The organism is Apibacter sp. B3706, assembly GCF_011082725.1.
In the GTDB taxonomy this organism is placed as follows: domain Bacteria; phylum Bacteroidota; class Bacteroidia; order Flavobacteriales; family Weeksellaceae; genus Apibacter.
The window spans coordinates 1059225-1071775 of the sequence record NZ_CP049715.1; the positions used below are offsets into that span (position 1 = coordinate 1059225).

At 26.7% G+C, this 12551-nt stretch carries 11 protein-coding genes; 3 read left to right on the forward strand and 8 right to left on the reverse strand.

Annotation, left to right across the window (positions count from 1 at the left end; translation table 11 throughout):
* Positions 1–279 precede the first annotated feature (279 nt).
* Positions 280–1593 (reverse strand): adenosylhomocysteinase, encoded by a 1314-nt coding sequence (ahcY, locus tag G8C41_RS04830; protein ID WP_160567281.1) that lies wholly within the window; start codon positions 1591–1593, stop codon positions 280–282.
* A gap of 301 nt (positions 1594–1894) precedes the next feature.
* Between ahcY and G8C41_RS04835 the strand changes: the two genes are divergently transcribed.
* Positions 1895–2677: a nitrilase-related carbon-nitrogen hydrolase gene (locus G8C41_RS04835; protein ID WP_166006402.1), complete on the forward strand. Its 783-nt coding sequence runs from the start codon at positions 1895–1897 to the stop codon at positions 2675–2677.
* Positions 2678–2774: 97 nt separating this feature from the next.
* Here G8C41_RS04835 and G8C41_RS04840 read toward each other — a convergent pair whose 3' ends face one another.
* Together G8C41_RS04840 and G8C41_RS04845 are read right to left on the reverse strand one after the other, a co-directional pair.
* Positions 2775–3329 (reverse strand): RsmD family RNA methyltransferase, encoded by a 555-nt coding sequence (locus G8C41_RS04840; protein WP_166006404.1) that lies wholly within the window; start codon positions 3327–3329, stop codon positions 2775–2777.
* Positions 3326–4087, reverse strand: coding sequence for a DUF3822 family protein (locus tag G8C41_RS04845; protein ID WP_166006406.1), 762 nt, complete (start codon positions 4085–4087; stop codon positions 3326–3328). Before G8C41_RS04845 ends, G8C41_RS04840 begins: the two co-directional genes overlap by 4 nt.
* Before the next feature lie 458 nt (positions 4088–4545).
* Between G8C41_RS04845 and tig the strand changes: the two genes are divergently transcribed.
* On the forward strand, positions 4546–5904 hold the full coding sequence (gene tig, locus G8C41_RS04850; RefSeq protein ID WP_166006408.1) for a trigger factor: 1359 nt from the start codon (positions 4546–4548) through the stop codon (positions 5902–5904).
* 784 nt (positions 5905–6688) lie between these two features.
* Here the strand turns inward: tig and G8C41_RS04855 are convergent.
* A complete protein-coding gene (locus G8C41_RS04855; protein ID WP_160567291.1) occupies positions 6689–7366 on the reverse strand; it encodes a hypothetical protein in 678 nt (225 codons plus the stop codon).
* Positions 7367–7511: 145 nt separating this feature from the next.
* On the opposite strand from G8C41_RS04855, the gene G8C41_RS04860 reads away from it, so the two are divergent.
* The gene (locus G8C41_RS04860) at positions 7512–7862 is read left to right on the forward strand and encodes a hypothetical protein (RefSeq protein ID WP_105297502.1); all 351 of its coding nucleotides are present in this window, start codon (positions 7512–7514) and stop codon (positions 7860–7862) included.
* Between the two features lie 17 nt (positions 7863–7879).
* On the opposite strand, the gene G8C41_RS04865 is transcribed toward G8C41_RS04860, so the two are convergent.
* From G8C41_RS04865 to G8C41_RS04880, 4 genes are all read right to left on the reverse strand, one after another.
* The gene (locus G8C41_RS04865) at positions 7880–8830 is read right to left on the reverse strand and encodes an endonuclease (RefSeq protein WP_166006410.1); all 951 of its coding nucleotides are present in this window, start codon (positions 8828–8830) and stop codon (positions 7880–7882) included.
* Between the two features lie 381 nt (positions 8831–9211).
* The gene (locus tag G8C41_RS04870) at positions 9212–9772 is read right to left on the reverse strand and encodes a hypothetical protein (RefSeq protein WP_160567293.1); all 561 of its coding nucleotides are present in this window, start codon (positions 9770–9772) and stop codon (positions 9212–9214) included.
* Positions 9773–9940: 168 nt separating this feature from the next.
* On the reverse strand, positions 9941–11980 hold the full coding sequence (metG, locus tag G8C41_RS04875; RefSeq protein ID WP_166006412.1) for a methionine--tRNA ligase: 2040 nt from the start codon (positions 11978–11980) through the stop codon (positions 9941–9943).
* 123 nt (positions 11981–12103) lie between these two features.
* Positions 12104–12529: a DUF2752 domain-containing protein gene (locus G8C41_RS04880; protein ID WP_166006414.1), complete on the reverse strand. Its 426-nt coding sequence runs from the start codon at positions 12527–12529 to the stop codon at positions 12104–12106.
* Positions 12530–12551: the final 22 nt, after the last annotated feature.

Here is a 12551-nt window from a genome sequence, read left to right on the forward strand (position 1 = left end):
AATCTTTTTACTTCATAAAAGTTAGTATTTCTAATTAATATGTTTAACAGATGATTCATTTAATTATTTTAATTAAAAATGATAAATACCCAATTAAATAATACAATTGGTTTTCTTAATAAAAAATTTAATATTTATCCAAATTTTAAGGAGTGATAAGCACCTGTTTAATTTTTTATATTAATAAATAATACTTTAAAAAACCCCTAAACATAATTAGCAAATGCAAAAAAAAATCCGGAAAAATTCCGGATCATAATTAGTGTAGTAATGAATTTATTAATATCTATATTCATCCGATTTAAATGGTCCTTTAACAGGAACTCCAATATATTTTGCCTGTTTTTCTGAAAGAGTATCCAATTCAACCCCTATTTTAGCCAGGTGAAGCATGGCAACTTTTTCGTCTAAATGTTTAGGCAAGGTATAAACTTTATTTTCATAGTTATTTGAATTGTGCCATAATTCTATTTGAGCCAGCGTTTGATTGCAAAAAGAATTACTCATCACAAAACTTGGATGACCGGTTGCACAACCTAAATTTACTAATCGACCTTCGGCAAGAACAATAATATCTTTACCATTGATCGTATATTTATCTACTTGCGGCTTAATAGTAACCTTTGTAGATCCATAGTTGGCATTTAACCAGGCCATATCAATTTCATTATCGAAATGTCCTATATTACAAACTACGGTTTTATCTTTCATATTCTCGAAATGCTTACTTTGAATAATATCGCAATTTCCTGTACAAGTAATTACAATATCAGCTTTGGTAATGGCATAATCCATCTTTTTAACTTCATATCCATCCATAGCGGCTTGTAAGGCACAAATCGGGTCGATTTCAGTAACTATAACTCTGGCTCCTGCTCCTCTAAATGAAGCCGCTGAACCTTTTCCTACATCACCATATCCTGCAACTACAACTACTTTTCCCGCAATCATCAAATCTGTTGCCCTGCGTACTGCATCAACAGCAGATTCTTTACATCCGTATTTATTATCAAATTTAGACTTGGTTACGGAATCATTTATATTGATGGCCGGTAATAGCAGCGTACCGTTTTTTACTCTTTCGTGCAAACGATGTACACCTGTAGTAGTTTCTTCTGATAAACCTTTAATTCCCGGTACTAACTCGGGATATTTATCTAAAACCATATTTGTTAAATCTCCTCCATCATCTAAAATCATGTTTAACGGCTTTTTATCTTCACCAAAGAAAAGAGTTTGTTCAATACACCAGTTAAATTCGTCTTCATTCATTCCCTTCCAAGCATATACAGATGTTCCTTTAGCTGCTATAGCAGCTGCTGCGTGATCTTGAGTAGAAAAAATATTACATGAGCTCCAAGAAACTTCAGCTCCTAATGCTTGTAAGGTTTCAATTAAAACAGCGGTTTGTATAGTCATATGAAGACAACCGGCTATCCTTGCGCCTTTCAAGGGCTGTTCGTCTTTGTATTCTTTACGTAAGGCCATCAATCCGGGCATTTCTGCTTCCGCTAATTCAATTTCCATTCTTCCCCAATCGGCCAATGAGATATCCTTTACTTTATAAGGGATATAATCAATTTTTGTGCTCATACTAATAAAATTTATTCAAAGTTATTAATTTAATTCACAACTTACAACTTAAATTTATCTTTAAAAATTAATAAATTCGTAGATTTGTATTATAAAAGAATAAAATCTAATTATCCATGCAGTTAGATATTAAATTTTCGCGGTAATTGAATATAGGATCAATAAATTTTTTAGGTTATGCTTAGACTATTTTTTAATATTACTAATTTGATTCTTAAATATTAATGTTAAATATATTTTATAAGTTGGGTTAAAGTATTTATTAGTATTAAAAAAGATACGTTTTTGTAAAATTTATAGTATGATTACGAATGATTTATTTGTCAATTTAATCGAATATTCTCCTCAGTGGGAAAATTGTTCTGAAAATCTTTCTTTTTTATCATTACTTTTAGAAAATTTAACTTCATCGGATCTTATTATTTTACCTGAAATGTTTAATTCCGGTTTCAGTCTTAATCCTACTAAAATCGCTGAAAAAATGGACGGTAGAACAATAAAGTGGATGATTGAAATTTCTTTAAAAAAACACACCGCTATTTGTGGAAGTTTAGTAATTGAAGATAATGGCAATTTTTATAACCGATTTATCTTTGTTGCTGAAGGAAAAATAGTAACGTATTATGATAAGCGACATTTATTTTCATATGGAGGAGAAAATCGATCTTATACAGCGGGAAATAATCGCGTTGTTTTTTCCTATAGAGGATGGAAAATTTGTCCAATGATTTGCTTTGATCTTCGTTTTCCGGTTTGGTTCAGAAATACGGAGTATTATGATTTATTGATAAATGTTGCTAATTGGCCGGATTCTCGTATAGATACTTGGGATACATTATTGAAAGCTCGTGCCATTGAAAATTTATGTTATGTTTGCGGAGTAAACAGAATCGGTTCTGAACCAACCGGGCTCAATTATATTGGTCATTCGTCAATTTACACACCCGTTGGTAAAAAGTTAAATTTAACAAATAACCGTAATACAATTTATAGTCAAAACATTTCATTAGATGAAATAAAGAAATGGAGATCTCAATATAATTTTTTAGAAGAACAAGATCATTTTAAAATTTTAAATGAATAGAAAAGAAATTGAAACAGATTTATTTTTTATGAATTTTTAAAATTATTTTTAATTATAAAACATATTTAAAATAATTCGTATAAACATGTACTAATGGTTAATCATGAGATAAACTAAAAAAAGAGAATCGAACATTACCGTATTTTCTGGATTCGGTAAAATTTGGAAATTCGGAAAAATCTTTTCTTGTATTATGTTCTAAAATAAATTCGCCTTGTTCGGATAAAAAATAATTCTCAAATACAGATTTTATTAAATTTTCGTATTGTTTATCTTCTAAATCGAAAGGGGGATCTGCAAATATGAGATCATATTTTTTATAGCTTTGTTTTTCTAAAAAACTAAAAACATTTTGTTTTATCACATTTACTTCATTTATTCCTAAGACTTTAATGGTATCTTGAATAAATTTAACATGCTTTCCGTTCAATTCTACCGAGGTTATATCTTTACAACCACGCGAAGCAAATTCATAATCTATTGAACCAATCCCGGAAAATAAATCGAGCACTGAAATATCCGATATCATATATCTATTGGAAATAATGCTAAATAATGCTTCTTTCGCAAAATCAGTTGTGGGTCTAACATCAAAATGTTTGGGGGCTGAAATCTTCTTTCCCTTTAATTTTCCTGATATAATTCGTATCATATATCTAATAGTGTATAATTTTCTCTTTTAAAAGTGTTTTGATCACCGGGTACTACCTTTTGAAAAAGCTTTTCAAATTTTTTTATTGCATTCAGATGGTGCGGTATATGGTAATAATATAATATATGGGTTGAAAGATTTTGGGATAAAGTGTTTGCAATAAATTTCAAAAAATATTCTATATCCTCAACTTTTTTGTATGGATATATATTATATAAAATTAATTTTTGATTTTCTATAATGGATATCTCAAAATAATGATCGTAAATGTGTATAAAAAAACCATTACTGTAAAGGTTTTTGTTAATTTTTGATAAAAATTTAAATCCCGTATGAGAAATTCTTATTTTTTCGGAATAAGAGGTAAAAAGAGTTTCAATTATTTCGGGATAATAAAAAACTAAAACTAAATCAAAATTGGGTATTAAATTAAATCGTATTCCTAAATTTTCTAAATGCGGAACATTAAGATTTAAAAACTTTTCTGCAGTTCTTTCTTCAAAAAATTCATTGGGAATAAGGGTAAATTTGTCATTTAATAGTGTAATGTCTAAAAAATTACACTTGGTATCAAAAAAATTATTTCTTAAAAGTTTATGTGTTAAAATTTCTTTATCTACTTGATTCACTAAATTTTCATAATGTATAATTTTTTTTTCATTATTTATAATATAAGAAGCTTTTTTATCTTCAAATAAAAAATTTACTGTAGTAGATAATGATGGATTGGAGGTATGTAATCGTTTACTTTTTTTCAAAGCTTGATTATTATTATGAATAGCAAATATAAATCATATCAACATCATACACAATTTTTATATACATTATAAACTTTATGAAATTAGTCTATGGACCGGTATTTAATTAACTAATTGTATATTTTGATAGTAAAACTATATTTTCTTTTTTAAAATTAAGTGATTGATCAGATTTTTTTTTATCTAAATAAATTTTGTTTAAACCATTTATAAAACTGTATAATTTAATATTCATGTTTATCTTTATGAACCATTTATTTATACAATAGTAAACAATAACATATTAAACATTTTTTATTAATTACTTAAAAAAATACATAAAATCTAGGAAGTATAATTTTGATAAATGACAGATTTATTGAGAATTAAATATGATTTCAATTTTATCCTTAGTATTAAAATATTTCCTTTTTTTAAATAGTTTTTGTAAATTTGCCCGCTTATAAATTAGAATATAAATGAACGTTACACAAAACAAAATAGATGATTTAAATACTATTGTTAAAATCACCATTAAGCCGGAAGATTATAAACCCAACGTTGAGAAATCACTTAATGATTATCGTAAAAAGCTGAATATGCCTGGCTTCAGAAAAGGAAAAGCTCCGATGAGTATTGTTAAAAAACAATATGAAGGTGCGGTAACTTTTGAAGAAATCAACAAAGTTTTAAATGATGCTTTAAGTAACTTCATTTCTGAAAATAAATTATCCATTTTAGGGCAACCTTTGCCCAAAGAAAATAATGAATTGGATACCAATGCTCAAGATATGACCTTTGAATTTGAATTAGGATTAGCTCCTGAATTCAAAGTTGATCTTTCTAAAGCTAAAATCCCTTATTATAAAATTGAGGCTACTGAAAAAGAGATTGATGATACTGTTGCTAGAATGCAAACTCAATTTGGAGAAGTTGTAGACGCCGACGCTATTGAAGAAGGTGGAAATTTTGTAGGAGAAGTAGAAGAAATTGATGCTGACGGAAATCCTGTAGAAGGTGGTGTAAATACTACTATAACTTTTATGGTAGACGATTTAAAGAATAAAGATTCTTTTTTAGGTAAGAAAAAGGGTGATTTAATTACTATCAAGGCTCAAGATTTATTTAATGATGTACATCAACTTCAACATTTCTTTGGGCTTTCCCATGAAGATGCTCATCACTTTAATGCCAATTTAAAAATTACTGTTGAAAAAACTTCTATTAGAACAAAAGCGGAATTAAATCAAGATCTTTTTGATCAAGTTTACGGTAAAGATAAAATTAAGAGCGAAGAAGAATTAAGAGCTAAAATTAAAGAAGAAATCGAAAATTATTATAAAAAGGAATCTGATACTAAATTCATGAATGATTCTGTTGAATGGTTATTAGATACTATACAATTCGATTTACCCACTGAATTTTTGAAAAAATTCATTAAAAGCAAGTCCAAAGAACCAATGACCGACGAAGAAGCGGATGTGGAATATGAAAAATCTGCAAAAGCTTTACGTTATCAATTAATTGAAGGTCAAATTCTTTCAGATAATCAGGTAAGCGTACAATATAATGATTTGGTTGAATTCACTAAAAATCAAATGAAACAACAATTTGCAATGTATGGGTATGTAGATATTCCTGATTCAGAGTTAGACAAATATGTTGCGAATGCAATGAAAAATGAAGAACATGTTCGTCAATCTTCCGGCAACTTAATTCAACAAGAATTATTCAAAATTTTTGATTCAAAAATTCAGAAAAAAGAAAAAACTGTAACTTTAGAAAAGTTTGATGCAATATTGAAAAAAGAATCAGAAGAAAAGGACGCAAAAAAATAAATTAAAACATTTAGTATATAATGTATTAATCTTATTCTTAATAATATATTAAACAGGCTATTTTAAATAGTCTGTTTTTTTTATAATTTTTATAAAAAAATAAATATCATTTAATTTATTATATGTATATTGCAAAGCAAAAAGTCACCTTTTTGTGTTAAAAAGATGACTTTTCTAATAAATACTCAATCAATTATGATCTTTCAATTTCAAAATTGAGTTTTAGTGTTAATTAATTAATAATTCTTCTAAGCTTTTAGTGTTAAAGTGTGTGTGTTAAGTCTTAGTGTTAATTAATAATTTTAGTGTTAAAAGTGTTAATTAATTAATTCTAATAAAGTTAATAGTGTTAAAGTGTGTTAAGCTTTAGTGTTAAATTAATAATTTTTAGTTTCTAGTGTTTATATCTTTATATTATGTTATATTCTATTTAGTTTTTAATTTCTTTACGTTAATCTTTATTTTCCTTAGCCTCATTTATTTGATTACAAAGTTATAGATTTTTTTCTAATATCCAAAACCGCTTAAATTCATTTAATCAATTATTGACAAAAAACTATATATTTTCAATACTGAAAAAAAAATATTTATTTGATTATTAAGCAATTATACAACAAAAAGAGACAAAAAATGAGCAATGTTAAAATTATTATAAAATTATGAGTATAAAATTTTAGAAAATTTTAACTATATATTTTATCCTTAAATCTTTATTTAATAGATTTTTTTCCATATAGAAATTTATAATAGCATTATAAAAATTACTAATAGATAAATTAACTTTCTATTCTTCTTTATGCTTATTGTAGGAATCCAATATTAATTTTTGTCTAAGATCCAATAACCTTTTCATATTATGGAATACTCTTCCAGTCAGGCTTCTCACCCACCCTTTCTTTTTTAGTGAAGGAAGTATTTGTTCCAATGTATCAAAATTCTTATTCATTTTTTGAATTTCCAATCTGCTTATCTCTTCATCATCAACAATAGATGTTATTTCTTCTTCAAGCTTTTTTCTAAGAAGTTTAAGTTTTTGTTTAATTCTTATAATTTCTTCCGTATTGAAATAATCATCATATTCATCAAATTTTTCACAAATTTTGTCTATTTGTTCTTGTTCTTCAGCCAAAAGACCTAATGGAGAAGCTAATGAAATTTCATTCCAAATAACTTCCAACCACTTTTCTATTTTTATATATACGTTAGCAATTGAATCTATAATGAAATCTTCATGCATTGAAAATCTGCCGGGAACTGCTTCTCCTGAAATAGTATATTTTTCATTATCCTTATTTTTAATGAAATAATTTTCATCTTTAAATAAAATATAATATTTGGGTTCTATTAAATATATAATTTTAATAGTATTTTGATTTATATCAACTTTAAAGTCAACATATTCAAATTTATCATTCTGTTTAAAAATTTCGATAATGTTCTCTAAAAAATCTTTTTGTATCATATATTGAAGCAGTTACACAACTATTTTAATTGTAAATATAAATATTTAATCTTGAAAATTATCAATATAAAACTTTTTTTTTAATTTTGTACTATTAATAAACATACCTTATTTTTTATATATTCATTATTTTATTCATTAAATTATGGAAAATAAACATAAAACTACTATTGACAGATTATTAGATTTTATGGTTTATAAAAACCTAAATGATAATAAACTAACCAAGTTAGCAAATTTATCTGTTGGACTTATCGGAAGAGCTAGAAGGAACAAGTCGGGTTTACATACAGATACTATTGAAAAAATTTTACATACGTTTCCGGAATTAAATCCTACTTGGTTGCTTACAGGTAATGGATCTATGTTATTAGATTCGAATGATATTCCTAAAGATAAACCGGTAATGAATGAGTCAGATACCCTTATTGATGAGATATTCATTACTCAAAAAGATATTATCTATATGTTGAAAAAGAAATATTTTAAAGTATAAAATATAAAATCTTATTTTTATTTTATATTTTCTATAATAGCATATACAGGAAAGTGGTCACTATACCCTCCTAAATATCTACTTCCTGTATAGGTCCGCCAAGGGGTTCCTAATTTTTCCCTATCCGGACTTTGAAGAAATGGAGGATTAAATACATTGGAATTTGAATATCTAAGTTTGCTGTTTTCATCGAAAAAAGATTTGGAAAAAATAATTTGATCAAAAAGCATCCCTTTTCCTTCATGAAAAGTACTGTATAAATCTCTTTTATATAAATTCTCAAAGGGATTATATAATTCGCGTTCTTTTAATTCTTGTATCGTTTTTTTATTCCAAAGTTGTTGATATAAATAGGTGGTGGTAGGATCTTCATTAAAATCACCCATTATAATAATATTTGCTAAGATATCTTTATCAAAAATTTCATTAATTTTTTTTCTTAATTCGTGTAGTATATGAATACGTTTAGATACATTAATATTATTTTCTCTTTTAGAAGGTAAATGCAATACAAAAAAATGAATGGTTATATTTTCTAGTTTTCCTTTTGCATACGTAATGTCTCTTGTATAATCTCTACTACCATCACTATTAAATATAGGAATTCTTATAAATTCTGAATCTTCAATAGTAAAGAATTCTTTATTGTAAAAAAAAGCAGTATCTATACCTCTTTCATCCAATGAGTCTTTATGAACATAACCATAATTAGCTTTAAACGGAAATTCTTCAAGAAGTTCATCTATCACCTTTTTATTTTCAATTTCACATAAACCAAAAAACGTTGGTAATTTTTGAGTTTCTTCTTCTCCTATCCTACTAATGGTTTTGGCTATTTTAGCTAATTTATTTTTATATCTTGAAATGTTCCAGGAACGACTACCCTGAAAAAGTAAATCGCCAATATTTTTATTATTTCCGGATTCATATAGATTTTCAACATTGTAAAATGCAATAGTATGATGCATAAATATTTTTTATATATCAAATGTATTAATTTATTATATAATGCAATATTTATTCCCAACCGTAAGCAATAATAACTATTTTTCCACTTATTGTATTACTTATTTAATTAATTGAAAGTTTTATAGCTATAGTCTTATTTACTATTGATGTTATAATTCCCGGAATTATATTTATAAATTTATCTAATACATAAAATGGTTTTAGCAGTAATTTAGATTTATAAATATATATAATTCATAAACTAAATACTTACAGTTAAACAATGCTTAATTAGAGCATATGCACTATAGATATTGTATAAGATAATGTAAAACTTAGATAAATTATAGAATTAAATCATAATTTAGAAAAGTCAATAAATTAATTTTTAAATTACATCATCAAAAAAACGACATCCAAAATTTTTGTTGCAAATAGGCTTTAAAATTATATTCCTCTATAATTTTAGACATCTCAAAAGGTATATATACCTGATAATCATTTCTTTCATCTTGCAGTTGATTTAATATAGTAATAAAACTAATATTAGAAATTATTTTTTCACCCAGGAATGCAGATATTAATAAGCCCAGTTTGTTTACTATAATTTTAGAATTTAATAAAGATATTTGAGAAGAAGAGGCAATCAAGGAATAATATTCTTCTAATCGATCTTTAAGTAAAAAAATCAAAAATTTAGAACTTGCACATTGCTTTTTTAAATTCGTTGGATCCAAAAATAAATTTGAAACACTAAATAATATATTCATCTTTCCAATACCTTTACACATGGATTCTAGCTTTTTTTGCTCTCCTTTCTCTAAAATTAATTCAAGTAAACTAGCTGTTGTAGTATGAAGGGCTTGAATAATATTTGATTCTTTTTCCTTTGAAATTTTGGAAATATTGGATATTACTTCAGGGGTAATAAATTCAGAAATTGAATTAAATAAGTATTCCATAATTTTTAGTGTTAAAATTTAAAATAAAGAATACAAAAACTATACCAATTAATAGTTTATTATAATATATAAATAAATATCATTATTTTATTTACATATAATTTAATTAATCATAAAACAAAAACCCCAAAAATAAAGGGGTTTTTATATTATTTGAATATTCGGAAATTATTTTACAGATACACCATTTTCAATGACATCATCAGGGGTTATAAATGAAAATTTTCCATCTATATTCTTTGATAAAAGTAACATCCCTTGACTTTCAATGCCTCGTATTTTTCTGGGAGCTAAATTAACAAGCACGGTAACCTGCTTACCTACTAATTCTTCAGGAGAAAAGCTTTCTGCTATTCCCGATACAATGGTTCGAACATCTATTCCTGTATCTACTTTAAATTGCAGTAATTTATCAGCTTTTTCAACCTTTTTGGCTTCCAATATGGTACCTATTCTTAAATCAATCTTTTCAAATTCATCAAATGTGATATTATCTTTTTGAGGTTCGGTCCGATTATTATTTAGAGAAGCATTCTGTTTTTTAGAATTTTCTAATTTTTCAATTTGATAATCAATTTGTTTATCTTCAATTTTATCGAAAAGAAGGGGTATAAGATTTATTTTACTTCCGGAAGGTAATAAGATTTTACCTGATTCAAGATCTTTCCATGAATGATAAGTTAAATTTAATCCATTCATTATTTTTTGAGAAGAAAAAGGTATAAAAGGCTCAGATAATTCCCCTAGATAAGCAGCAATTTGAGCTGATACGTATAAAGTTTCTTTTACTTTTTCCGGTTCATCTTTAATTTTTTTCCACGGCTCTTGCTCTTGTAAAAATTTATTACCTAAACGAGCTAAATTCATTAAAGAACTTAAACCGTTCCTGAATTCGTAGTTAGATAAATAAGTTGATATTTCTTTGGATATTTTAGAAAGATATTCTAATTCTTCGGAATGAAAGTTATTTCCAACTTCGGGTATTTCACCATCATAATATTTATTAATTAGAACAGATACCCTATTTATAAAATTACCAAAAATTCCTACTAGTTCAGAATTATTTTTAGTTTGAAAATCTTTCCAAGTAAAATTATTATCTTTTGTTTCAGGTGCATTGGCTATTAAGGTATATCGTAATGAATCTTGCTTTCCCGGAAAATCAGCAAGATATTCATGCGCCCAAACCGCCCAATTTCTTGAGGTTGATATTTTATCGTTTTCTAAATTTAAAAATTCATTAGCCGGTACATTGTCCGGTAATATATAATCCCCATGAGCTTTCAACATAGCCGGAAAAATTATGCAATGAAAAACAATATTATCTTTTGCAATAAAATGAACCAGCTTGGTTTCTTTATCTTGCCAATAAGGTTTCCAATCTTTTCCTGTTCTTTCCGCCCATTCTTTGGTAGAGGAAATATACCCTATCGGGGCATCAAACCAAACATATAGAACTTTACCTTTTTCTCCTTCTAAAGGCACAGGTACTCCCCAGTCTAAATCTCGAGTCATGGCACGAGGTTTAAGTCCCTCTTCCAACCATGACTTCACTTGACCGTAAACATTGGGTTTCCAATCTTTTTTATGACCTTTTAATATCCAATCGGAAATAAATTCTTGATATTCATTAAGAGGTAAATACCAATGCTTCGTCTTTTTTAAAATAGGCTTTTCACCACTTAACATGGAATGAGGATTGATTAATTCATCCGGACTTAATGTAGAACCACATTTTTCGCATTGATCTCCATATGCGTTTGTATTACCACATTTAGGACAGGTTCCTACAATATATCGATCTGCTAAAAATTCGTTTGCTTTTTCATCAAAATATTGTTCTGTTTCTTCTTCAATGAATTTTCCATCCTCATATAGTTTTAAAAAAAATTCTTGAGCTGTTTTAATGTGTATAGGAGCCGTTGTACGCGAATAGTTATCATACGAAATTCCTAATTCCGTAAATGTTTGCTTCATTAATTCATGATACCTATCTACCACATCTTGAGGAGAAACACCTTCTTTTTTCGCTCTTATCGTAATTGGAATTCCGTGTTCATCTGACCCCCCTATTAATATAACATCATGATCATTTCTTCTTAAAAATCGGGCATATACGTCCGCAGGTATATATACTCCTGCTAAATGACCTATATGTAAAGGGCCATTTGCATAGGGAAGTGCTGTAGTTATAGTATATCTACTCATTTAATATTATGTTTTTTGTTAAAAAAATGCAGTATGCAATCTTTAACAAAGGTACAAAGTAACAAAATACTAAAAAAGGATTATCTTGTTTTTATGTTTTTATCCTATTATATTAAATAGTATTTATTTAGGAGGAGCTAAATATATAAATGGTTCATAAGGGATATTTCTTGAAACAGTAAAAATAATTAGAAACACTAAAATCAGTATTCCAATTTCATTTGAAAATATAAATTTGATTACATACTTTTTACTATTAAAAATATACATCTGAATTGATGCAAATAATGCATATAAAAGAAAAGGAAGAAAATATATTAAAATATTATAACGTGATGCTTGTAAAAATTCTCCATGTAATAAAAAATGAAAAGCTCTTTGCCCTCCACAACCCGTACAATTTAGTCCGGTTAATAATTTAAAAAGACATGGTAATGCTAAATTTGTTTTATTGGGATTTATAACATAATAATAAACACATAAGAAAGTAATAAGAGTTAGTAAGCTAAACCACACTAAACCTCTATTTCGAAGAATTTTGATTAACATAAATTACAAAAATAGTTATCAA

Bases quoted from the DNA above. Each gene is read 5' to 3' on its own strand.
- ahcY (WP_160567281.1), bottom strand. From the start codon at position 1,593: ATGAGCACAAAAATTGATTATATCCCTTATAAAGTAAAGGATATCTCA.
- G8C41_RS04835 (WP_166006402.1), top strand. From the start codon at position 1,895: ATGATTACGAATGATTTATTTGTCAATTTAATCGAATATTCTCCTCAG.
- G8C41_RS04840 (WP_166006404.1), bottom strand. From the start codon at position 3,329: ATGATACGAATTATATCAGGAAAATTAAAGGGAAAGAAGATTTCAGCC.
- tig (WP_166006408.1), top strand. From the start codon at position 4,546: ATGAACGTTACACAAAACAAAATAGATGATTTAAATACTATTGTTAAA.
- G8C41_RS04855 (WP_160567291.1), bottom strand. From the start codon at position 7,366: ATGATACAAAAAGATTTTTTAGAGAACATTATCGAAATTTTTAAACAG.
- G8C41_RS04860 (WP_105297502.1), top strand. From the start codon at position 7,512: ATGGAAAATAAACATAAAACTACTATTGACAGATTATTAGATTTTATG.
- G8C41_RS04865 (WP_166006410.1), bottom strand. From the start codon at position 8,830: ATGCATCATACTATTGCATTTTACAATGTTGAAAATCTATATGAATCC.
- G8C41_RS04870 (WP_160567293.1), bottom strand. From the start codon at position 9,772: ATGGAATACTTATTTAATTCAATTTCTGAATTTATTACCCCTGAAGTA.
- metG (WP_166006412.1), bottom strand. From the start codon at position 11,980: ATGAGTAGATATACTATAACTACAGCACTTCCCTATGCAAATGGCCCT.
- G8C41_RS04880 (WP_166006414.1), bottom strand. From the start codon at position 12,529: ATGTTAATCAAAATTCTTCGAAATAGAGGTTTAGTGTGGTTTAGCTTA.